Consider the following 21,202-nt stretch of genomic DNA (forward strand, 5'->3'; position numbering starts at 1 on the left):
CGCCGGTGGGGCGGTGCCGGTGGGGCGGTGCCGGTCGGCGGCACCACGTCATACTGGCCACGAGGAGGCAGGGATGGGCACACGGCACGCAGCGTCGGCACAGGAGGACCTGTGCGTGGCGCGGGTCCCGCTCTTCTCCGGCCTGACCCACGACCAGCAGCTGGAGGTCGCCGCGGTCGCCAGGCCGACACGGGTCGACAGGGGTGAGCAGCTCTACGCCGCCGGCTCGGGGATCTCGCAGCTGGTCGTCGTGCACACCGGGCGCGTGAAGATCTCGCGGCTCAGCGCCGACGGCCACGAGCAGATCGTGCGGGTGCTGGGCGCGGGCGACTTCGTGGGTGAGTCGGCCTTCCTCACGGGCGCCCGTCCCGACCACGTCGCGACGGCGCTCGAGCCAGGCAGCATGTGCGTCTTCCGCCACGCCGACCTCGACCGGCTGGTCCGCGAGCACCCCAGCATCGGGCTGCGGATGCTGCAGGGCGTCAGCCGTCGGCTCGACGAGACCGAGACCCGGCTGGCCTCGGTCATCTCCGGCGACGTCTCCTCGCGCCTGGCGGGTTACCTGCTGTCCCTGCCGGCCACCTACGGCCCGCACGGCCCGACGGTGACCCTCCCTCTGCCGAAGAAGGACGTCGCCTCGCTGCTGGACACCACGCCCGAGTCGCTGAGCAGGCAGCTGCGCAGGCTCGGCGACTCCGGGGTCATCGCGCAGCACGCCGGGCGCCGGGTCACCCTCACCGACGTCGACGCCCTCACCCAGCTGTCGGCTCCCGTCTGAGGACGGACGTCGGCTTCGTCACAATCCTCCCAATCGGCTGCGACATGCCGTAGTATTTCCTGCGTAGCTGCCTCACCCGAAGGGTCCTCACCTCATGCGTGCACGTGTCTCCACCTCCGCCGTCGGCCTGGCGCTCGCCCTCACCGTCTCGCTGTCCGCGTGCTCCACCGGTGCGCAGGAGCAGGCCTCCCCCGCCGGGGGGTCTCCCTCGCCTGCGGCGACGGTCGACACCGACCAGCTCCTGGCCGAGGTCGGCCTGGACGGCAGGTCCGGGCAGGAGATCGTCGAGGAGCTCGAGCGCAGTCCCGAGCCCCGTCCCCTCGCCGTCGGCGCCTCCGTGCGCGAGGACCACGTTCTCGTCAGCGACGGCACGCAGGAGGTGGCCGTCCCCCTGCCCGAGGACGCGTTCTACGTCTCGGTCGCACCCTTCGTCGAGGAGACGCACGAGTGCTTCTACCACTCGCTGGCCACCTGCCGCGGCGAGCTCGCCGGCGAGGAGGTGTCGGTGCTCATCAGCGACGGCGACGGGCAGGTCCTCGTCGACGAGACCGTGACGACGGGAGCCAACGGGTTCACCGGTTTCTGGCTCCCCCGCGGGATCGAGGGCGGCACGATCGAGGTCACCGCCGACGGCCTCGAGGGCAGCGTCCCCCTCGCCACGACGCCGGGCAGCCCCACCTGCGTGACCACCCTGCAGCTCGCACCCGTCGAGGCCTGACGCGGGTATGGAGCGTGCCGCGCGCACCCGGCCCAGCGCCCGGTGCCCCATCCGTCCCGGCGACGCCTGCAGCCTGTGCATGCCGGGCGTGACCGGACCGCAGGACTGCGGGCTCGTCTACCTCGTCCAGGACGACCCGGAGATGGCTGCCGAGCTGGCCGCTCGGCGCAGCAGCGTCGCACAGCAGGAGCGTCTCGCGTCCGGCCGGTAGCGCAGCCGCCATCCCGCGGACCCGGTCGGTCCCTGAGCGCCGGCCGGGCCGGGCAGGCCACGCCGCTCGAGGCGCCGACGCAGCATCCTGGCCGCCCGCCCGGTGACGACCTCCTCGTCACCGCCTGAGCAGTCCCTGCGACCAGCCTCTCACCGGTCCCGCTCGACCATGTAGGTCACCAGGTCGCGCACGAACCACCGGGCCGGTGTGCCGGGCAGTCCCGCGAACGCCTCCTCGAAGCTCTGCGCCGCCGCCCGCGCGATGCCGCGGCCGAACTCGTCGGCGAACGCGACGCTGCCGTGGTCGTGCATCAGTGCCACGATCTGCTCCACCTGGTCCGACGAACGCTGCGCGGGCGGCAGAGCGAGGAAGCGCCGCACCCGTTCGCGGTCGGCCGGTGCCGCGGCCGCGAGCAGGTGGATGAGCACAAGGGTGCGCTTGCCCTCCCGCAGGTCCCCCAGGGCCTCCTTGCCGTAGACGGCCTGGGAGCCGACGAGGTTGAGGACGTCGTCGCGGATCTGGAAGGCGGCCCCGAGGAAGAAGCCGAACCGGGTCATCGCCGCCAGGTCGACCGCTCCCCGCGATCCGATGAGTGCTCCGACCCGCAACGGCAGCAGGGTCGTGTACCAGCAGGTCTTCTGCAGGATGAGGTCGAGGTAGTCGTCCGGGCAGAGGTCGGTGCGGCCGTCCCGCATCCACCCCAGCTCCCGGGCCTGCCCGCTGACCGTCTGCCGTGCCATCACGTCGAACTCGGACCAGACCCGGGAGGCCAGGCGCGTCCCGAGGAGCCGCTCGTTGTCGCGCAGCGCGCCCAGCGCGACGACGGCGAGCCCGTCGCCGGCGTTGATCGCACCGGCCCGGCCGTAGCGCCGGTGCAGGGTAGGTCGCCCGCGGCGCAGCTCGCTGTCGTCCTCGACGTCGTCATGGACCAGCATCGCGGTGTGCACGAGCTCGATCGCGGCCGCCGAGGGCATCGCCTCCTCCTCGCGGCCACCGTAGGCAGCGCAGGTCGCCAGGCACAGGGCGGGTCGCAGACCCTTGCCTCCCCGACCGAGGTAGTCACCCGCGGGCGTGAGCAGGTAGGGGGAGAGCGCGTCGTCGTCCAGGTAGGCGGCCGCGGCGCTGCGGGCCGCGCCGCCGAAGGAGGCCAGCCGCTCGCGGAACTCCGCGGACGTGCTCATGGGCCGTCCTCGGCCGGCGACGTCCGCACGTGCAGCAGCAGGGGTAGGCACTGGCGTGGCGTGGCTGTGCTCGTCACCACCCCGTGGAAGTGGCCCGGCGGTGTGCCGGCGGGCACACGCACCTGCACCCGGACCTCCACGGAGCCCCCGGCGGCGACCTCGATCCCGGCGCTCGACGGCACCCCGACCGTCGGGGCCGGGAGGAGGTGCCCCTCCGCCGAGGTCAGGCTGCTCACCCGCACGCGAGCCCGGACCGGGGCCGTCGTGGGGTTGTGGATCCAGAGCGACCCCCCGGTGCTGCTCCCGGCGGGCACGGCCGGCAGCTCGAGCGCCTCCGCGGGCTGCGGCCCCGGTGCGGGCCCGCCGACGGCGGGCAGGTCGAGGGTGCGCGGACCGTCCCGGTCGGCCAGGTAGCGGTCCACCGTCGCGATGCAGCGCTCCGCCACGGCGCTGGCCGAGGCGAGCCCCAGGACCTGCACCCTGTCGACGATCTCGCCCGCGACGGCGGCCGTCCCCGCGAGGCCGCCGCCGACACCGCGCTGCCTGCTCACGGGACGTCCCCGCCCGCCGGGCCGCCGAGCGTCGCGGCCCGCACGGCCCGGGCCGCCAGCACCCCCGACCGCACCGCCGCCTCGAGGCAGCCGGCGTCGAGCCCGCAGGCCGTCCAGTCCCCCGCCACCACCAGGTTGGCCACCCCGGTGGCGCCGGGGGCCATGCGGTGCCGGCCGCTGCCCGGCAGGGACTGCACGTAGCGGTCCGAGGGGTCGGTGTTCGCCCGCAGGTACTGCGCGTCCAACCGGTCCGGTCCGACCCGGCCCTGGCCGTCGTGCAGCAGCTCCCAGCGGAAGCCCGCGCCGTCCGCCGCCGCCGGCCACAGCACCCGGACCTGGTCGTCGAGGAAGCGGGTCAGCGTCTGGCGGACGTGCCGCTCCCCGGTCGCGTGGTCTGGGACGTCGGGCATGGTCCCGCAGAAGTAGGCCAGGCCCTGCGGTGCGGGGGCCGGCCAGTCCTCGCGAACCAGCAGGTGCGGCATCGACGCCCAGGTGTCGAAGGTGTCCCCGAACCCGCTCAGGGTCACCCCCGCGGGCCCCTGCCAGCCCAGCGCGCTCTCGGGCTGCTCCAGCCACAGCTGGGCGGACATGGTGGCCACGGTCGCGACCTCGCGGCACATCGCCCCCCACGCCGGTATGCGGTCGAGGAGCTCGGCGGCGACGTGCGGCACCATCCCGAGCGAGACCGCCAGGACGGCGACGTCGAAGTCACGGCCGGCCTCCAGCAGCTCCCGGCCTACGCCGGGCGCCGCGGCGCCGCCGGCGGGGTGGGTCTCCAGGTCCGGTCCCGGGTCGCCGTCCAGCTGAGAGACCACCGGGCCCGCCGGCCAGCACGGCAGACCGTGGTGGCGCACGAGGGGCTCGTAGTCGACCCGGCCGGGCGCCAGGTCCGCCTGCCGGGCCAGGTCGACCGACGCCACCCGCCGCCCGTCCGGCCCGAGGTGCACCTGGTCGAGCCTGCGGAAGAAGCGGAAGCGCACCCCTCTGCGCACGAGCGCCTGGTAGAGGGGGGCGAAGACGACGTCACCCATCCCGGCCTGCATCCGCCAGAAGACCGCGCCCTTGGCGTCGAAGAGCATGCGGCCGGCCAGCTGCAGCCCCAGACCCGCGGCGAAGCGTGGACGGGATCGGTCCCCTCCCTCGTAGGCCAGGGCGAGGTCGTACATGCCGCGCACCACGGGCGAGTCGAGCGTGGTGGGCGCGGCGCCGTGGAGCGCGAGCCACTCCCGGTAGTCGAGGTGGTCGATCCGCTCGTACCCCTGCCCGGACAGCAGCCCGTCGGCGAGCATCCCCAGCAGGGTTGTCGACACCAGGTCCACCAGCTCCCAGGTGCGCCACGCTGCCGGGCTGGCGCGCACCGTGGCCCGGAGCTCGTCCCGCACCGTCACAAGGGTCGTGGTCAGGGGCGCGGACCAGGCCTCGTCGAGGTCGTCGCTGCCCAGCAGGGCTGCCGCCCTCTCGGCCAGGACGGTCAGCGCGGCCAGGGAGGTCAGGGCACCGGCCCGGACGGCCAGGCCGGGGTCGACCGCCGCCGCACCGCGGGGCCGGGGCGAGGTGCTCAGGTAGGGCTCGGTCGGGCGCGCCCGCGCACCGGTCACCCCGTGGAAGTCCGCGAGGAGCCGCAGCCCGCGCACGGCGACGTCGAGCGGACGCAGCGGGCGGTCCTCCGCGCCGGGCTCGCCCGGCAGCCGCCCGTCCCCCGTGAACCGGGTGACGAAGGCCTCGGGTCCGGCCGGTCCCCCGACGTCCACCAGGCCCACGTCGCCGGACGGGACGAACGCGTCGCGCCAGGTGCTGATCGGGCAGCCGGGGTCGGTGGTGGCCCGGTCCAGCTCGCCGTAGACCTCGCGCAGGACGCGGAAGGTCGCGTCGTAGTAGCCCAGGAGCACGTGCAGCCCGTGCTCCTCGACCCGGCCGTGCTCGCCCCTGCTGCTGGCGCCCTTGCCGCCCAGGCGCCAGCCCCGCTGATAGACGGTGACGGACTCGAACCGGTCGCGCCACGCTCCCGAGGTCAGCTCCCAGGCGGTCGTCAGCCCCGCCATCCCTCCCCCGAGGATCACGACGCGGTCCCGGCCCATGGTCAGGGGGCGAGGACGTGGTCGGCGGCCTCGGTCTCCGGTGAGCTGTAGGTCGCGGGGACGGCCGCGCGGGCGCCGACGAGGGTCTCCCGCCACCCGGTGGGCCGGTCCTGCGGCGGCAGCTGCGCCAGGTCGACCGCGGCCCGCAGCCGGGACACCGCCGCCCCCTGCTCGGTGGCCAGGGCGACGGCGGCGAGCAGGTTGGGCACCGCCTCCGCCGCGCCCAGGCCGCGCGCGAGGGCGAAGGCGGCACGGCGCCGCAGGATCTCCGGCACGTGCAGCATCTCCCCGGTGCGGTGCGCGGTCGCCAGCGCGTCGTCGACCAGCTCTACCGCCCGCGCCAGGTCGCCGGCCTGAGCGCTCATCGCGGCGAGGGAGGACAGCATCGAGGCCAGGAACGCCTCGTGCCCCATCATCCGCAGGGTCTGCACGGTGCTGGCCAGGTATGCGGGGTCCGGCGCGCCGTCCGGCGGCCCGGCGAGATAGGCCGACCCCAGGACCATCCAGTAGGCGTAGCCGTGGCGTTGCCCGACGGCCAGGATGTCGGCGGCCACGGCCCGTGCGGCCTCGGGGTCGCCCTGGAACTGGCGGATCCAGGCGATGTAGGTCTTGACGAAGCCGATGGTGAAGGGGCCGCGGGGGAAACCCAGCGCCTCCGCGCGCCGGATGGCCTCCGCCTCGTGCCGGGCCGCCACCGCGGGCTCCCCCCGCAGCGCCGCGACGCAGGCCAGGCCGACCTCGGCCGCGGCGCACGGGTCGTTGGGCAGCGGCCACCAGGCTGCCAGGTCCTCGCCCTGCTCCTCGCGGCTGCGCAGGCCCTGCACCGACCGTTCGAAGTAGGACTGGGCGGTCGGCAGGTGGCCCAGGTAGAGGTGGGCGTAGCCGGCGCAGCCGTCCACCTCGGGCTGGAACCAGGACAGGGCGCGGTGGCGGGTCATGGTCAGCAGGCGCTCGGCGAGGCCGAGGGCCGTGGGGACGTCCCCGTTGGTCAGGCGGTAGGAGTAGATGCCCACGACCGAGGCGAGGACCTCCGGGCGGGTCCCCAGCCCCTGGGCGAGCTGCTCGGCCCGGTCGTGGTCGTCCTTGACCTCGGGTGCGGCATACCCGCGCAGGGAGGAGACGCTGAGGATGCGGAGCATCCGCGCACCGAGCTCACCGAGGTCGCGCTCCTCCGAGGCATCCATCTCGGCGTAGAGCTCGAGGGCACGCGTGGCGAGCCGGGTCGCCTCCTGGTGGGCGCCGCGGGCCTGGGACGCCTGCGCCGCCACGAGGTAGAGCGCCGCCGCGCGGTCGGCCAGGCCGGCCAGGTCCAGGTGGGTGGCGACCAGCGCCGGCTCGGTGCCGGAGGCGGCCATGACGTCGGCCACGGCCGCGTGGGTGTCCTGGCGCACGTCAAGGACCTGCGTCTCGTAGGCCGCGTCGCGCATGAGCGCGTGCCGGAAGCGATAGGTCCCGGCAGCGGGCGTCGTCTCGAGGACCCCTCGCTCGAGCAGCAGCTCCAGCTGGTCGGTGACGGCCGGCTCGTCCCCCACGACGGCGGCGACGACCGAGGCCCGGAAGACGGGGCCCACGGTGGCCGCGACCTGCACGATGCGTCGGTCGACCCCCGGCTCCTTGAGCCGCCAGGTGAACAGCTCCTGCAGCCGGAGCGGGATCGGCTCGGTGCGGTTGTGGGTCAGGGACGAGCGGGTGAGCTCCTCCAGGAACAGTGGGTTGCCCTGGGCCTGCCCGACGATCTCGGCACGCTCGGGCTCGGGCAGCTCGGCGCCGGAGCCGGCGCTGAGGTTGGCGACGAGCCGCAGGGAGGCCTCCTCGTCCAGGCGCCCCAGCTCGATCTGCACCACCTGCTCACGCCACGGGACGGTGTCGGGTTCGCGGGTGGTGACGACCGTCAGCAGGGCGGGTGGCGGTTGCTCGGTGAGCCGCCGCAGCAGCTCGAGGGTCGTCGGGTCGGCCCAGTGCAGGTCCTCGACCACGAGCAGGTGGGGGTCGCGGGCCGCGAGCGCGGCCAGCCACTCCACCAGCCGTTGCTGGGTCAGCTCGAGCACAGCACTCGGGTCGAGCTCCAGGGGCGGGTATGCCGTGGAGGCCGGCAGCTGCAGCAGCGGCCCGAGCACGGGCACGAAGGCGGGCAGGTCGAGCCCCAGCCCGGCCAGGTGCTTCTCCAGCGCGGCTGCGGAGGGAACCGCCTCCGCGGACTGGTCGCCGGCGCCCACGGTCCTGGCCAGCATGCGGGCGACCGGCCACAGCGGCACGTTGGAGTAGTAGGGCAGGCACCCCGCGCCGACCACCCGGCCCCCGCGGGCCTGGACCCGGTCGAGGAGCTCGACGACGAGCCGCGACTTGCCGATGCCGGCCTCGCCGCCGAGGAGGAACACCAGTCCCGGCGCCTCCCGTTGCTCGAGCAGCGTGTCCCAGGCCGCCGTCAGGCGTGCCGCGGGCTCCTCGCGGCCGACGAGGCCGGCCTGGCGGTAGCGGTCGGCGGTGAACCGGGCGGCGGCGTAGCGGGGACGCTCGACGGCGAAGATCTCCACGGGCCGGGTGATGCCGCGCAGCCGGTGCTCGCCGAGGGACCGGGTGAAGAAGTCGGCGTCGACCAGCTCGTGGGTCACGTCGCTGACCACGACCATGCCCGGCTCCCCCGCCCCCTGCACGCGGGCCGCGAGGTTGGGCGTCACCCCCAGGATGGAGTCCCGCGACAGGACGTCGGTGCCGGTGTCGGTGCCGGTGATGACGACCCGGCCGGTGTGGATGCCGACCCGCAGGTCCGCCGACGCCCCGACGCGGCGCTGCAGCTCGGCCCGCCCGTCGCGCATCGCCACGACCATGTCGAGCCCGGCCAGGACCGCGCGCCGGGCGTCGTCCTCGTGCACCTCGGGGTAGCCGAAGCCGGCCAGGACCCCGTCCCCGTAGAACTGCACGAGCGACCCGCCGTAGCGCCGCACGGCCGCGCCGACCGCAGCCCGGTAGAAGGCGAACAGGTCGCGCATCTGCTCGGGCTCCACCTGCTCCGAGAGCTGGGTCGAGCCGACCAGGTCGGAGAAGAGCAGCGTCATCAGCGCCCGCTCCCCCCACGGGCCGGTCTGCCGGGCGGCGATGCGCTGCAGCACCGAGGCGGCTCTCTGGTTGTCCGGGTCGACCGCCCGGACCTCCTCGGCGGTGGCGCGCGCCTGCTCGAGGTCACCGGCGCGCAGCGAGACCTCCGCCCAGCTCACCAGGCGGTCGAGCAGCGAGCCCAGCCGGGACTCCGCGGACGTGCCTGTCTCGACCACGCCTCATACCTCTGTCGACCGCGACACGTAGAGCTGGACAGGCACGGGCGCCCCGCCCGGAAGGGTCACCTCTCCGACGTAGAGCCCGGGCGACCACGCGGCCGCCTGGACCTGCAGCCGGACCGCGTGCCCCTGACCGAGCGGCTCGACCGTGGTGGTGACGGCTCCGGCCGGGATCCGGGCCGCCCCCGCCTCGATCGCGACCAGGTCCGAGACCACGGGTGCCGGCACCTCCTGGCCAGCGGGGACGCCGAGCGGGATGACGGTGCCCTCGACGCCCGCGGGCCTGGCGCCGCCACCGCCGGTGAACGCGTGCGCACGTGCTGCGGCGCCCCCACCGGTGCGCCCGGGCGGGGCGATCCCCCGCTCCAGACCCTCGTCGGCGACCTGGGCCAGCGCGGTGATCCCGTGCATCCAGGCCTGCGACCAGTCCTTGGCCAGCTGGGAGAAGATCCGTCGCTGGTGACGGGCCAGGTCGGCGGCCCGGACGTCCGGGCGCATGGCCTCCCCCGCCATCTCGTCCAGCAGGCTGACGTAGGTCCGGCTGGAGTCTCCCAGGAAGTCGATCCACTCCTCGGCCGGCTCGAGCCACGAGCAGTTCATGGTGGTCCCGGGCGTATGTGGCTCCTCCTCGCCGCCCGCCGGCCTGCTGCTCTGCCCGCCCTCGACGGCGGCCCGCACCCAGTCGGTCCAGAAGGGGCACACCAGGCGCGCCAGGTCGTCCCAGAGGTCCTCGCGGAAGCCGACGATCTTCAGCGCCCGGACCTGGCGCACGCCGCCCACGTCGACGACCGACAGGAAGCCGCGGTCGACGTCGATCTGGTCGTCCAGGCTGAGCGCGAGGTCGTAGGTCATCCCGGCCGAGCGCCCGCTCTCGCACCAGTAGTCGCAGTGCAGCAGCGTGTCGACCCGCCGGACGAGCTGGACCTCCTCGTGGAAGATGCCGTGCCAGTGCTCGTCCCCGCGCGGCGGAGCAGGCAGGTCGACGGGGGCCTGCGAGCCCACGACCTCCATCCCCTTGAACAGCATGGGGCCGCGCCTGGGCCAGCTGCGGGGGTCGACCCAGTCGGCCACGTCCGCGAAGGCGGCGTCGGTCTCGAACTCCGAGTAGACCCACGTCGCCCGCAGTCCGCCGACGTCCACCGTCCGCACGGTGCACACGTCCTCCCCCACGAACGCGGTCTCGTGGTGCGGCAGCGCCTGCCCGGACGGTGTCGTGGAGAACGGGACGGCCTCGCTCGTGGACAGCTTGAGGTCGTCCAGGAGACGGTCGGCCTGCACGCCGGAGCGGGCACCGGCCACGGAGGCGGCGAGCTCGCGGTACTGCGGCTCGGCCGACTCCCAGTCCGGGAACCCGCCTCGGGCCAGATCGCCCAGGACGCCGACCCGGGCGGAGACCGGCACCTGCTCCAGCGACGCCCGCGCGAGGGTGTGCAGGGCCTGACCGGTAGGTGCACGCCGGAAGCCGGGCGGCAGGTCGGGGTCGCGGACCCGCGCGTGCAGGTTCAGCAGCGCGGTGTGGTGCTCCTCCACCGTCGTCCAGCCGGAGTCGTCCTCGAGGCGCTCGGCCATCATTCACCCACCTTGTCGTGAACCACCGAGTGGGCCTGGTCCCCTGCACAGGATCATGCCGATCCCTGCAGTCTAGGGACGTGAGGGGTGCCGCGTCGATAGTCCTGCGGGTCCGCGCTCGACCGGGGCCCCGGCAGGCACGCGAAGACCCCCGGCCGGAAGGCTCGGGGGTCTCGTCCTGCGTCGGTGTCCGGAGGGGGACTTGCCCACATGGGACACACACCCTGGACATCCAGATCGGAGCGTAACGCAGGTCAGAGGAGCATGCGAGGCACACCCATCTCGACGGCACTCGGGTGAACCCGCGCCGCGGACCGACGTCATGCCATGACGGGCGGGAGTCCCTCACTCCCCCCGTCCGCTCCCCAGTGACCCGTCGCTCCATGGCATGACGTCACGACCCGTGACGTACCTGGCTTGGGAACGCACAGGTCCGTGACATCGCTGTACCGCCGATGTCCGGATGCTTGGCTGCGGCCCCCCTGAGTCCTCAAGCGGCTCCACGATGCCAGACCGGCCAGACAAGGTATGACCCTGACACCCGAGTCATCACTTGGTTAGATTCAATACAAGAGCGGCGTCATCACCGTACGGTATATGCATGACAGACCGTGGTGCGGAGTCGACTGGCACTACTTCCGGCTCTCCGGCAGACGGTAACCGGCCGGCATTGAATGATGTCGCGTCCTCGCAGCCCCTGGTCGAGACGCTGAAGAACGCTCACACCCGTGTCCGCGAGGCCGAGAACGCGTTATCGGAAGCAGTCCGCGAGAGGGACCAACTGGTTCGTAAGGCGGTAGAAGAGGGCCTGTCAAAAGGTGCCGTTGGTCGCGCTCTAGGAATCACCAGACAGGCCGTATACGGCCTATTGCGCCGCACACCACAGGCGCATGGGACGGCTACGGACGAGCGGAGTCCCGATCTCCTTGCTCTGCGGAGGCAAGCCAAGGCGGCTACGTCGTGGCTCAGCGTCGCCATTCAGCAGACTGAGCGAGCCGAGTCAGAGGAAGTGGATGGGATGGTAGACGGGATGCTTGCCGTCCTTGCCCTGTATGTTGCAGCGAGTTGCGCAATCCGCGCATTGGGTGACGACCACCCTGCAGTTCAGCAGTTCCTTGGGGATAAGGAAGTCGGGCACGAGCCACTAAAGAACAGTCGCGACCTGCTGGCGCATTTTGATGCCTATGTGGCCGGTGACGGGAATCTTCAGCGCGCCGAGATCGACGGCCAGCGCCGACCTAACCCCCCGGACGCGAGACCCCCGCTTATGCCGATGTGGGGCGGTGGTCCCGAACAGCAGCTCACATTTATAACGAAGACTTGGGTGCGATCCGATGACGGGAAAACACTCCTCCTAGATGGGGAACCGCTCCGCCAGGCGGGGGTGCCATGCATGGAAACACTTGACATCACCATTGACCTTCGAGATTCGCTCCGTGCGACAGGGGAAATCGTTGGTGAATGCTGCAAGGGGGCCGGTTTGGCCGACCGTCGGGACGTCCGAGACCTACTGGCTAGGGCTGCTTCCTCGGCGGACGGCTAGCGGCCACCACTCTCAGCGGACACTGCGGTTGCCGGCTGAAATGTTGTCTCACCCTCCGTTGCTGCCCCTCAAGTGAACGAAGAGTTGCGCTAAAACGAGTGAGGTTGGCCTGATCGGGCTTGAACGTGAAGTCTTTATTGGCCATATCCCGGGCACAATCATCACACAAAGAACCGCGCTTGCCTCGACCTGTTGACAAGCATGATGTGACCGGCGCCGACAGATTATCGGTGACTCGGCTGAGTCTCAACTTCGAGGAGGCGTTACCTGTCGACTTCACGGCGGCGATCTTGCGGCCAGCGCCCTGTGGTACCAGTCCGACGATATGTGGCGGAATGACCCGCAGTTGGGCACCTACACGGGCAGGGCATCGCCAGCCAGTCCGCGGAGCGTCGTAAGGTGGTCCCGCCCAGCCCATCAGACTACAACCGAGACGCGGGAGACTGGATGCCTAGAGCTAGAGCTCGTGGGGGGTACGTCGGAGTTCGGGTCACCGCCGACGGGCTGGCCGTGGAGTCTCCGGGTGGTGGCCTCGAGTTGGTGGGCTTCGAGAGCTACGTGCGTCGAAACACTCACGAGCGTCCCTTCGCCGTGGTGAACGACTTCATCGGTACCTCCGTGGCGCTCGCCCTCGGGGTACCCGTTCCGCCAAACGCGATCCTTGAGTACCGGTCCGAGAGGGGGCATCTTTCTCTCGCCTACGGCAAGGGTGGGATGACTACTCCGCCACTCACCTCCAGCGCACTCAAGGAGGCGGTCAAGGGGGACCCGTGGGCTGCCACCGGGATCGTCGTACTGGATCAATGGATCTTGAACGAGGACCGGTACGAGAACGTCCTCCAACTCCCGGGACGCGAGCTGGTGGCGATTGACCACGACAACGCGCTCCTGGGGCACGAGAACCCGCTTGATCCCACCGCGGCGCTGCTCGCATCCCGGGACCGAGTCCTCACCCGTCACGAGCTCGTCGAGCATCTGCCCTCCTGGGACAACGTGCTGGGATGGGTTGCACGCGCCAAGGCCATCACAGACGCGGAGCTGAGACGTATGTGCCTGCGCTGCTACGACTCCGACCTGGTCTCGGCTAGCCTGCGAGACGCGCTGGCAGACTTCCTGATCTACCGGCGGCAGTCTGTCGGTGCGATGATGGAGACTCTGCGGAAGAGCTACTCGGTCTTCACCGACGACCTGCTGACCAGCGAGGAGGCTGACCCCGATGACGACGGCGACGTCGCCCCAATGGTACCTGGTCAAGTTAATCCCTGACCTCTACCGAAACGAGCCCAAGAACGTCGGGCTTATTGTCACACGCGGCCGCGAATACCATGCCCGCTTTGTGGGCGAGCGCGACGACCTGAGCATTGACCGGCGTCGGATACCGGGAGCGGCGCCTGACCGTGAAGTTTACGAGGCTTGGATTCAGTACCTTCGCGATCGGGCGGCTGCAGGACAACTCGAGCGCAGTATCGAGCGCATGCATGAACGTATTGAATCGTTTACAGTCGAGCGCCGCGGACGCATCCTGGGACACGATTCGACTCCATTGCCCGTTCTGGTGGAGCAGATCTTCCCGCGGCTTGTCACAACGCCGGACGAGCCGGCCACATCGACATCGCTTGCCAGAGCAGCCAAGGCAGCCATTGACCAAGTGGCCGTGCAGATCACCGAGGATGTGGACCTCGACCTGACGGATCGTCTGGGTGTAGAGCACGAGGTGCACTTCGACTTCAAGGCCGTCAACGGTCACATCACCTTGATGGATCGCCTCACCCTTGACTCGCGCCCGCGCATGCGAGCCCGGAACACGCACGACCTCATGTTCAGGATCGATCTCGCGCGAGACGGCGGCTTTGACCGGTTCATAGCGATGCATAAGGAACCGGCAAGCAACGCGGACATGGAAGAGCTAGAGCGCGTCAACGCCTATGCATACCTGTTGAACGTTGATGAGCCAAACGCAGCTCAGAACTTGGCGGACCAGCTCGGTGTTGGGCTCATAGGAGACGTCCGCGGGTCCGGCAGCGTTCTCTGACCCGTGACCCCTGGGTTCAGTCGACTTGCCCCGACAAGGTGATGGGCCGAGAGCCTTGGGCGCACGCGAGATCCACTATCTCCCCCGGGGGGAAGACACGGTGTGGAATCCGACACGGTAGGCGAAGGGTTGCAGCACCCCCCGTGGGGTGCCGCCAGACGCGCGCACCTGCCGCGGGTCGTACGGACCCTGGTACACGGGAAGGGAGACTTCTCCTATGAAGAACTCCTCCCGGATGACCGCCGCCGAGGTGGTGCAGATCGTCGCCTGGCTTCACGCCAACGGGGTGGTCTATCAGGTCAACGGCGGATGGGGTGTCGATGCGTTGGTCGGACGGCAGACTCGCTCCCACCAAGATCTCGACGTGTTCATCGACGAAGATCACGAGGCCGAGTTCATGGCCTGGCTCACCTCCCGCGGCTATCGGGTCACCGAGGATTGGCGACCAGTCCGCGTGCAGCTATCGAGTCACTCAGGGCAAGTAGACGTCCATGCAATGCGCTTGGACCCGGCCGGCAACGGAGTCCAGCAAGGTCTGGACGGCGAGGTGTACCTCCACCCTTCTGAGCAGAGAGTTACCGGCCTAATCGACGGCCAAGCGGTCGTCGTGGCCAGTGCCGGGCGAGCCCGCGAGCTTCGAAGGGGCTATCCCATGCGTGCCGTAGACCTCCACGACCTTGCCGTACTCGACGAGCTGTAGGCATCCTGTTCTGCCGCCGGTCGGATGCGTCGGGAACTGGCTTGAGATGTGGCGCGGAACACTCCTTGCCCGATGGAGATCGTCATCGGTAGACGTCCGCGCGGTGCTCGATCGCAATGATGGTCACGTGCGCATCGATCCGGTAGATGATCCGGTACGAGCCCCGTCGTGCGCTGTGCAGCCCCTCGAGGTCGAAGCGCAAGGCCTTGCCGACGCGCTGGGGAGTGCTCGCGAGGGGACCGTAGATGAACTCGATGGCCGCCGTGGCCACCTTCTCGGGCAGTCGCTGCAGGGCGCGCTTGGCCGTCGGCGTCCACGCGACCTCGTACTGCTCCACCATCAGACGCGCAGCGTCGCAAGGACGTCTTCCTTGCTGAGGACCTCGGCCTCGCCGGCCGCGAGCTCGGCAAGACTGTCTCGGACCTGGGTGATGAGCTTGGGCCGGCTCACGACCTTCAGCGTCTCCTCCAACGACTCGAGGTCATCGGCGCTGATGACCACCGCCGCCGGCTTGCCGTGACGAGTGATCACGACCCGGTCATGCTCCCGCTCGACCTGGTCCACCACCTCGGACAGTCGATTCTTCACATCCCGCAGGGCCATCGAAGCATCTACAGTCATAGCCACAAGTGTAGCCACATCACGCCTCAGGTCAATACCCTGACGCGAAGATTCAGGTGCGCGGTCCCGGGCAAGGCGTCTGGAGAGTGACCTCATAGCCAAGGGCTTTGAGCTGGGCGACGGCACGGTTCTTAGCGCGCTCCGGGCGACGCCGGGTGTAGTAGTCGCTGCCGAGGTCCTCGTAGACCTCACCGGTGCTGAGCATGTGCCAGATCACTGTGAGCATTGCATGTTGAATGGCGACGTTCGCCTTCATCGGCCCTCTTCGGCTGGAGATCCGTCGGTACTTCGCACCGAGATAGGTCGGGGTCCTGGCTGCCGCGAACGCTGCCGCGCCCAGGGCGCCCTGAAGGTAGGGATTGCCTGGGTCTGGTCCGGGACGACTTCACCTTTCCTGCGGACTCGTTGTTGCCGGGCGTGGTGCCGGCCCAGGAGGCGAGGTGGTTCGCCGTCGGGAACTGGGCCATGTCGGCTCCGGTCTCGGCGATCACGACGTCGGCGGTCAGGACGCTGATTCCGGGGATCGTGGTGATCAGGTCCCTTGCGGCGCGAAAGGGTTTGATCAGTTCCTCGATCCGCTCGGTGAGCTGGTCGATCGCGGTCGTGTGCTGGTCGATCAGGTCCAGGTGAATGCGGGCCATGAAGGCGTGGTGCTCTACGAAGCGTCCTTGGAGTGCCTCGGTCAGCGCGGGGATCTTGATCCGCAGCCGTCGCCGGGCTAGGTCGGCCATGAGGACCGGATCGCGTTCGCCCTCGATGAGGGCTTCGAGCATCGCCCGGCCCGAGACACCGAGGATGTCCGAGGCCACGGAGGAGAGCTTGATCCCGGCATCCTCCAACAGTTTCTCCAACCGTTGGACCTCCCGTGAACGCTCGCGGATGATCGCCGTCCGGGTCCGCGTCAGGTCGCGCAGCTGTCGCACCGGCTCGGGTGGCACGAACGAGCCACGCACGAGGCCATGGGCTCCCAGCTGCGCCAGCCAGGTCGCGTCGCTGACGTCGGTCTTGCGCCCGGGCAGGTTCTTCACCTGGCGTGCGTTGACGAGCAGCACCTCGACACCGTCCAGGTCCTCAAGCAGGTAGTAGAACGGCTTCCAGTAGTCGCTGGTGGCCTCCATCACCACGCAGGTGACCTGCTCGGCGGCCAGGTGCTCTCGCAGGGCGAGGATCTGGCGCGTCATCGACGACCAGGTGCTGACCGTCTCGATCGCCTTCCGCCGTCCCGTCCCGGCCACCCGGACGCAGACCTTGGCGTCGGTCTTCGAGATGTCCATGCCCGCGCAGCGGGTGTGCATGACTTCCATCCTGGAGCTCCTTCTCCTCACGACGCCTGGCGAGAACCATCGTTCGTCGTGTGGAGGGCAGGGATGTTCGGAAGTCTGACGCGCGGGCTCGCTGGCACCAATCCACGGGAGTCAAGCGACATGCGACGGCTTAGGGTGGGTGTGGGCAGGCCGGGGTGTTGGAGCGCTCAGCGACTCCTGTGACCCCCGGTCTGCCTTGTGGTTGGTGGCCCGGTAGTAGCGCTTCTTCGGCGCCTTGCTGGGGACCTGGTACTTCTCGGTGACGATGCGTTTGCCCTCGGCCTGGGTCAGGGCGTGCCGTCGACGTCGCAGATCTGGTACGGCTGCCCGGTGCGCCAGCAGGTCGCGATCCGGGTCAGCAGGATGGTCGCCAGGTGGCACACTGCCGAGTCGTGGTGGCGGTGGTCGGCAGCCATGAGCCGGGCGTACTTCGCGGCCAGCTGGGGGTCGAGCTTGCGGGCCTGATCGGCGGCCATCCACACCGCCTCGCGCAGCAGCGGGTCCCCGGCCTTGGTCAGCCCACCGGTACGTTCGGAGGTGCCGGACTGGCTGACCTTGGGCACGAGGCCGGAGTAGGAGCGGACCGCGGCCAGGGAGGTGAACCGGTGCGGGTCGCCCAGGCGGCCGGCGATGATGCCGGCCAGCACCGGCCCGACGCCGGGAGCGGAGCGGACGATGCCGGCCGGGTCGGCCTCGGCGTAGAGGTTGGCGATCCGCTCGTCCAGGTCGCTGATCTGCGCGGTCAGGGCGATGGCCTGCTCGGCCTCGACGGCGATGTCGGCGGCCAGCTCGGCGAAGTCGATGCCGTCGCCGTCCCACAGCCGCAGCGATTCCTGGGCGGCGGCGATCAGCTCGGCGGCCTTGCCCTCGCGCCAGTGGCCGCGGGAGTAGCGGCGCAGGAACCGGGCCAGTCGGGCCTGCCCGAGGCGGATGACGACGGTGGGGTCGGCGTAGCGGGCCAGGAACGCCAGCGTGGCCTTACCGTAGTCGGTGCCCTGCGCGTCGTACCAGCCCGGGCCGAGCAGCTCGAGCTGGGCGTCGAGGCGGTTGAACACCGCGGTGCGTCGCTTGGCGATCGAGGAGCGCTGCTTGACCACCCGGCGCAGCGGGTCGGCCGGTCCGTCGCCGACGTGCTCGCGTAACCCCTCGGGGTGCAGCAGCGGCAGCCGGGCCAGGACCACCGAGTCCAGCCGGTCGTTCTTGGTGTGCTTGGAGAAGTACTCGCGCAGGTCCGCCGACTGGGTCGTGGGCACCATCACCACCTTCACTCCGCGGCGGCGGAACCACGCTGCGACCGGGATCCAGGCGTTGCGGGTGGGTTCCATCACGACCGTCAGCTCGCCCGGGTCGCGGCCGATGTCGGCCCACAGCCGTTCCAGCTCCACGGTGCGGGAGAAGAACTTGCGCCCGCGCCACACCAGCCTGCCGTCGGGGCCGGCCAGCGACGCCACGTGCGCCGCCCGGCAGGCAAGGTCGATTCCCAAGGTCATGCCCACGTCCAGCTCCTCTGCTCGTGATCGGGTCATCCACCTCGATGAGGAGTCGGCTGGGCCCAGACATTCTGCAAGTAGGAGTCCCCAACTGTGTGGGGCTTCAAGTTCCCGAACAGGGACACCGCTCACCATCGAGAGCCCCTGCGAGGGCCTCTCAGTACAAAGGGATCACCGGGTGTCCCAGCCGCTAGATCAGACCCCCGCAGGGATGCCAATCAACCTAAATGCCGCACCCCGTGGGCCCGCCGCTACGCTCGTCCCATGGCTCGTGGGGAGGCCGGCGGGGTCCTCGACGTCAGACTGCTCGGCAGGGTGGCCGTTCGCACCGCAGCAGGGTGGCGCGACGACTGGCCACGTCCGGCCGCCCGACGCCTGGTGGCCCTCCTGGCCATCTCCCCCGCCCGGTCGGCCCCGCGGGAGGTGATCGCCGACCGCCTGTTTGGCCATCTGCCGACGGACCGGGCCCTGCGCAACGTGTCCAAGGCGCTGAGCCAGGCACGGACCGTGGTCGGCCCCGGGGTGCTCCTGGGCGATTCCGTGACTGTCTGGATCGCAGGGTCGGTGGAGGTGCGCACCGACCTCGCTCGCGACACCGAACTGGCGCAACGTGCCCTGGATTCTCCGCCGCCGAGTGCGGTCTGGCCAGAGCTGCGCGCCGTGCTGGCCCGGGCCGACCAGCTGCTGTCCGAGGACCTCTACGAGGACTGGGCTCAGGAGGAGCGGCGCGCCCACGGGGTACTGGCCGGGGAAACGGCGCTCGCGCTCGCCCGCAGCAGCGGGCGCGAGGCGGACTGGAGCCGGGTGCTGGCCGACGACCCGTGCGACGCCGAGGCCTGGGAGGCGGTGCTGACCGCCGCGGCCGCACGCGGCCCGGTCGAGCTCGACACCGCTTGGGCCGAGTGCCGGCTCGTCCATGCGCAGGAGCTGCGGCGGCCGCCCCCGCCCCCCTTGCGCCGCCTCGCGGAGGGCCGGGAGGAGCGCGGGGAACGCGCGGACGGACCCGACCTCACTGTGGGCCACGAGGCCGAGCTGCGGTGGCTCGCGGAACGGGTGCCGGCCGCGGCCCGGGGCGGGGAGAGCTGGTTGCTCCACGGGCCGGCGGGGATCGGCAAGACGCACCTGCTGCGAGGGGCGGCCCGTGACCTGCGCCACCAGGGGTGCCTCGTCCGGTGGGCCACCTGCGTGGCGGACGACAAGGGAGGACCTTTCGCGCCACTGGTCTCGGCGCTGCGGCTCGGGCACACCGGATCCCGTCCCGTGATCCAGGCCCTGGAGCGGGGTCGCCCCGGCAGCCCGCAGGGCTGGTCCGCGGTCCGCCTGGCCGACGACGTCGCCGCCGTGCTCGACGCGTATGCCGAGCCGCTGGCCCTGGTCGTCGACGACGTGCACTGGGCAGACGCCGCGCTGCGGTCGCTGCTGTCCCGGCTCTGTACGTTCACGAACGGTCGGAGGTGGAGCCTGCTGCTGGCCGGCCGCAGCGACGAGAGCGACCACCCGCTGCCCACCGTGCCGTCGACCACCGCGACGTTGCGCATCACGCCGTTGACCTCCCAGGAGACCGCTCGCCTGGCACGCCGGCTGATCGACCAGGACCGTGCCACCGACCCGGTGGCCTCGGAGTCGGTCGTGCAGAGCCTGGTGGCCCGCAGCGGCGGCAACCCGTTCTTCCTGACCGAGCTGGCACGGGGCGCGGGCGGAGCCCCCGTGGCGGGAGGGGACATTCCGGAACGGATCCATGTCCTGCTGCGCCGGCGGCTGTCCCCGCTCAGCACCACCTCACGCCAGGTGCTGGAGGTGCTCACGCTGGCAGCTGAGCGAGCCACCGTCCCGCTGCTGGTACACGTAGTGGGTGAGCAGGAGGTGGACCGCGCTCTTGGCGAGCTGCGGTTGCACTCGCTGCTCGACCCCGTGTCTCCCGCCCCGCGGCCGGTCCATCCGCTGCTGCGCGAGGTGGTGGTCGCAGACCTGACGGCGGTGCGTGCCTGTGAGCTGCACGACCAGCTGGCGCACGCCCTGGGACACCTCGCCGGGGAGACTGGGCGGCGTGACCTGGAGGAGGCCGCCGCCGGCCACACGCTCGCCGCCTGGACCGCATACCCGACCGGGGAGAGGGCGCCCGGCGCCGCCGCCGCCGGGTTGACCAGCGGTGGCCGCGTGCTGCGCGCCTTCGCCCCCGAGGCGGCCGCGAGGATCCTGGAGGAGGCCCTCGCGGCCTTCGCCGACAGCACTGCCGAGGCCAGGCGAGACCTGAGGGCCGCTGCCGTGGACGGCTGGCTGGACCTGGGACGGTGCCGCCTGCTGCTCGGCGACCCGGAGGGTGCGGAACGGGCTCTGCGGGCAGGGCTAAAGCTGGCCGAGCAACCGCTGGAGCGCGCGCGATGCTACCGCCGGCTGGCCGGCCTGCACTACCGCACCGGACGCATGGCGGAGACGGCCGGAGTGCTCGAGGTCGGCCTCCTGGCGGTGACCGACGAGCTGGCCCGCGCGGTGCTCGAGACCGAGCTGGGGTGGACACTGCACCGGCGCGGTCGCGCCTTAGAAGCGCTTCCGATCCTCGAGCGTGCCACCAGGGTGTTCGAGGACGGGGGCAGCTGGGACCTGGCGGCCTGGTCCCTCGACTACCTCGCCATGACCCACGTGGCTCTCGGGGCCCCGGAGCACGGCTTGGCGCTCCTGGACCGGGCGCTCGCCCGGGACGGGGTGGGTGCCGACCACCACCGGCGCGGGGTCATCCTGATCCACCGAGGCCGGGTGCTCCTGCAACTGGGCAGCCTCGACGCGGCCTTGGGTGCCGTCGAGGAGGGCATCCGGATCCTCCGCCGCAGCCGGGACAGGTATGTGCTCAGCGTCGGCCTGCGCATCGCCGCCGACGTCCACGAGGCCCGCGGCGACCCGGCCGGTGCCGTCCGGGCCCGGACGGAGGAGCTGAACCTCCTCCGCGGCACGGCGAATCACCGGCACGCAGCCGTGGCGCAGGCGCACCTGGCCAGCCTCTACCGCAGGCTCGGACGCCCGGAGGAGGCCGACCGGGCCGCGCGTGCCGCCCAGGACGCGGTGGAGCGATCGGCCGACCCCGACGTGGCCGAGGAGGTGGCGCGACGCCTCGCCGACGGGAACACGGCGGGAACACCCGACTCCTAGCGTCCGG

The 21,202-nt window shown here is 71.2% G+C and carries 15 protein-coding genes and 1 pseudogene; 7 read left to right on the forward strand and 9 right to left on the reverse strand.

Annotated elements, in window-relative coordinates; all coding sequences use genetic code 11:
• Positions 1-73: 73 nt before the first annotated feature.
• From K330_RS0110415 to K330_RS24595, 3 genes are all read left to right on the forward strand, one after another.
• On the forward strand, positions 74-778 hold the full coding sequence (locus K330_RS0110415) for a Crp/Fnr family transcriptional regulator (RefSeq protein ID WP_022921773.1): 705 nt from the start codon (positions 74-76) through the stop codon (positions 776-778).
• A 94-nt stretch (positions 779-872) separates the two neighbouring features.
• Positions 873-1,496, forward strand: a complete 624-nt coding sequence (locus tag K330_RS0110420; protein ID WP_022921774.1) for a CueP family metal-binding protein — start codon at positions 873-875, stop codon at positions 1,494-1,496.
• 7 nt (positions 1,497-1,503) lie between these two features.
• On the forward strand, positions 1,504-1,707 hold the full coding sequence (locus K330_RS24595) for a DUF6767 domain-containing protein (protein WP_022921775.1): 204 nt from the start codon (positions 1,504-1,506) through the stop codon (positions 1,705-1,707).
• A 149-nt stretch (positions 1,708-1,856) separates the two neighbouring features.
• Here K330_RS24595 and K330_RS0110430 read toward each other — a convergent pair whose 3' ends face one another.
• The 5 genes from K330_RS0110430 to K330_RS0110450 are packed head-to-tail and all read right to left on the reverse strand — an operon-like array spanning position 1,857 to position 10,364.
• Positions 1,857-2,888 carry a polyprenyl synthetase family protein gene (locus tag K330_RS0110430; RefSeq protein ID WP_022921776.1) on the reverse strand — a complete coding sequence of 344 codons (1,032 nt, stop codon included), beginning with the start codon at positions 2,886-2,888 and terminating at the stop codon, positions 1,857-1,859.
• Complete coding sequence (locus K330_RS0110435) at positions 2,885-3,439, reverse strand: hypothetical protein (RefSeq protein ID WP_022921777.1); 555 nt, start codon at positions 3,437-3,439, stop codon at positions 2,885-2,887. Before K330_RS0110435 ends, K330_RS0110430 begins: the two co-directional genes overlap by 4 nt.
• Positions 3,436-5,517, reverse strand: a complete 2,082-nt coding sequence (locus K330_RS0110440) for an NAD(P)-binding protein (RefSeq protein WP_040658012.1) — start codon at positions 5,515-5,517, stop codon at positions 3,436-3,438. The genes K330_RS0110435 and K330_RS0110440 overlap by 4 nt, the downstream gene beginning before the upstream one ends.
• A gap of 2 nt (positions 5,518-5,519) precedes the next feature.
• Positions 5,520-8,789: an ATP-binding protein gene (locus K330_RS0110445; protein WP_022921779.1), complete on the reverse strand. Its 3,270-nt coding sequence runs from the start codon at positions 8,787-8,789 to the stop codon at positions 5,520-5,522.
• Between the two features lie 3 nt (positions 8,790-8,792).
• A complete protein-coding gene (locus K330_RS0110450) occupies positions 8,793-10,364 on the reverse strand; it encodes a hypothetical protein (protein WP_022921780.1) in 1,572 nt (523 codons plus the stop codon).
• Between the two features lie 2,080 nt (positions 10,365-12,444).
• Here K330_RS0110450 and K330_RS0110455 point away from each other — a divergent pair.
• The 3 genes from K330_RS0110455 (at position 12,445) to K330_RS0110465 (ending at position 14,636) form a co-directional block, all read left to right on the forward strand.
• A complete protein-coding gene (locus tag K330_RS0110455; RefSeq protein WP_156875772.1) occupies positions 12,445-13,170 on the forward strand; it encodes a hypothetical protein in 726 nt (241 codons plus the stop codon).
• Entirely contained in the window at positions 13,121-13,936 is an 816-nt protein-coding gene (locus tag K330_RS23695; RefSeq protein ID WP_156875773.1) for a hypothetical protein, read from the forward strand. The genes K330_RS0110455 and K330_RS23695 overlap by 50 nt, the downstream gene beginning before the upstream one ends.
• Before the next feature lie 217 nt (positions 13,937-14,153).
• Entirely contained in the window at positions 14,154-14,636 is a 483-nt protein-coding gene (locus K330_RS0110465) for a nucleotidyltransferase domain-containing protein (protein ID WP_029202545.1), read from the forward strand.
• Between the two features lie 82 nt (positions 14,637-14,718).
• On the opposite strand, the gene K330_RS0110470 is transcribed toward K330_RS0110465, so the two are convergent.
• The 4 genes and pseudogenes from K330_RS0110470 to K330_RS20615 all read right to left on the reverse strand — a co-directional run bounded on the left by K330_RS0110470 (position 14,719) and on the right by K330_RS20615 (position 18,051).
• On the reverse strand, positions 14,719-14,976 hold the full coding sequence (locus K330_RS0110470; RefSeq protein ID WP_022921783.1) for a type II toxin-antitoxin system RelE family toxin: 258 nt from the start codon (positions 14,974-14,976) through the stop codon (positions 14,719-14,721).
• A complete protein-coding gene (locus K330_RS0110475) occupies positions 14,976-15,239 on the reverse strand; it encodes a type II toxin-antitoxin system Phd/YefM family antitoxin (RefSeq protein WP_029202546.1) in 264 nt (87 codons plus the stop codon). The genes K330_RS0110470 and K330_RS0110475 overlap by 1 nt, the downstream gene beginning before the upstream one ends.
• Positions 15,240-15,309: 70 nt before the next feature.
• Positions 15,310-16,561 (reverse strand): annotated as a pseudogene (locus K330_RS20610) (IS110 family RNA-guided transposase).
• Positions 16,562-16,848: 287 nt separating this feature from the next.
• Complete coding sequence (locus tag K330_RS20615; protein ID WP_229665812.1) at positions 16,849-18,051, reverse strand: IS110 family RNA-guided transposase; 1,203 nt, start codon at positions 18,049-18,051, stop codon at positions 16,849-16,851.
• 264 nt (positions 18,052-18,315) lie between these two features.
• Between K330_RS20615 and K330_RS0110490 the strand changes: the two genes are divergently transcribed.
• The gene (locus K330_RS0110490; RefSeq protein ID WP_156875774.1) at positions 18,316-21,195 is read left to right on the forward strand and encodes an ATP-binding protein; all 2,880 of its coding nucleotides are present in this window, start codon (positions 18,316-18,318) and stop codon (positions 21,193-21,195) included.
• The last annotated feature ends 7 nt before the right edge of the window (positions 21,196-21,202 follow it).

Source organism: Ornithinimicrobium pekingense DSM 21552 (assembly GCF_000421185.1).
GTDB classification, from domain to species: Bacteria; Actinomycetota; Actinomycetes; order Actinomycetales; family Dermatophilaceae; genus Ornithinicoccus; species Ornithinicoccus pekingensis.

Excerpts from the sequence above, each read along its gene's own strand:
- K330_RS0110420 (WP_022921774.1), top strand. The coding sequence starts at position 873 with ATGCGTGCACGTGTCTCCACCTCCGCCGTCGGCCTGGCGCTCGCCCTC.
- K330_RS0110440 (WP_040658012.1), bottom strand. The coding sequence starts at position 5,517 with ATGGGCCGGGACCGCGTCGTGATCCTCGGGGGAGGGATGGCGGGGCTG.
- K330_RS0110475 (WP_029202546.1), bottom strand. The coding sequence starts at position 15,239 with ATGGCCCTGCGGGATGTGAAGAATCGACTGTCCGAGGTGGTGGACCAG.
- K330_RS23695 (WP_156875773.1), top strand. The coding sequence starts at position 13,121 with ATGACGACGGCGACGTCGCCCCAATGGTACCTGGTCAAGTTAATCCCT.
- K330_RS20615 (WP_229665812.1), bottom strand. The coding sequence starts at position 18,051 with ATGACCTTGGGAATCGACCTTGCCTGCCGGGCGGCGCACGTGGCGTCG.
- K330_RS0110450 (WP_022921780.1), bottom strand. The coding sequence starts at position 10,364 with ATGATGGCCGAGCGCCTCGAGGACGACTCCGGCTGGACGACGGTGGAG.
- K330_RS0110465 (WP_029202545.1), top strand. The coding sequence starts at position 14,154 with ATGAAGAACTCCTCCCGGATGACCGCCGCCGAGGTGGTGCAGATCGTC.
- K330_RS24595 (WP_022921775.1), top strand. The coding sequence starts at position 1,504 with ATGGAGCGTGCCGCGCGCACCCGGCCCAGCGCCCGGTGCCCCATCCGT.
- K330_RS0110490 (WP_156875774.1), top strand. The coding sequence starts at position 18,316 with ATGGCTCGTGGGGAGGCCGGCGGGGTCCTCGACGTCAGACTGCTCGGC.
- K330_RS0110470 (WP_022921783.1), bottom strand. The coding sequence starts at position 14,976 with ATGGTGGAGCAGTACGAGGTCGCGTGGACGCCGACGGCCAAGCGCGCC.
- K330_RS0110430 (WP_022921776.1), bottom strand. The coding sequence starts at position 2,888 with ATGAGCACGTCCGCGGAGTTCCGCGAGCGGCTGGCCTCCTTCGGCGGC.
- K330_RS0110415 (WP_022921773.1), top strand. The coding sequence starts at position 74 with ATGGGCACACGGCACGCAGCGTCGGCACAGGAGGACCTGTGCGTGGCG.